General features: G+C 43.0%; 1 protein-coding gene. It reads left to right on the forward strand.

All coding sequences use genetic code 11. From position 1 onward, the window contains the following. Positions 1-433: DinB family protein (locus HC176_RS16695; protein ID WP_167920137.1), on the forward strand; the 433-nt coding region annotated here is incomplete at both ends.

A 433-nucleotide genomic window follows, 5' to 3' on the forward strand; every position in this document is an offset into this window, starting at 1 on the left:
TTTAGAGCACATGCTGTTGAAGACCTGAATCTTCGCACTCACCCCGGATCCTGGAGTGTCCTGGAATGCATTGAGCACCTCAATTTCTATGGCTATTTCTACCTTCCTGAAATGGAAAAGCAGATCGCCGCTTCCCCTTATCCTGCAGTAGAGATTTTCAAAAGTGGCCTTTTAGGAAACTATTTTGCAGAGAGTATGCTGCCAAAGGAAAAGCTGAACAAAATGAAGACCTTAAAAAATCAGGATCCTATTGGTAAGGTTCTTAACAGGGAAGTTCTTGACGTATTTGTGGACCAGCAGCTTCATTTGTTGAATATTATCGAAAGGGCGAAACAGGTGGATCTTTGCAGAACCAAACCAGGAATTAGCATCACCAAATATCTAAGGCTGCGGCTTAGAGATACCATGAGAGTGGTGATCTACCATAATCAGC

This window comes from Tamlana crocina (assembly GCF_012037625.1).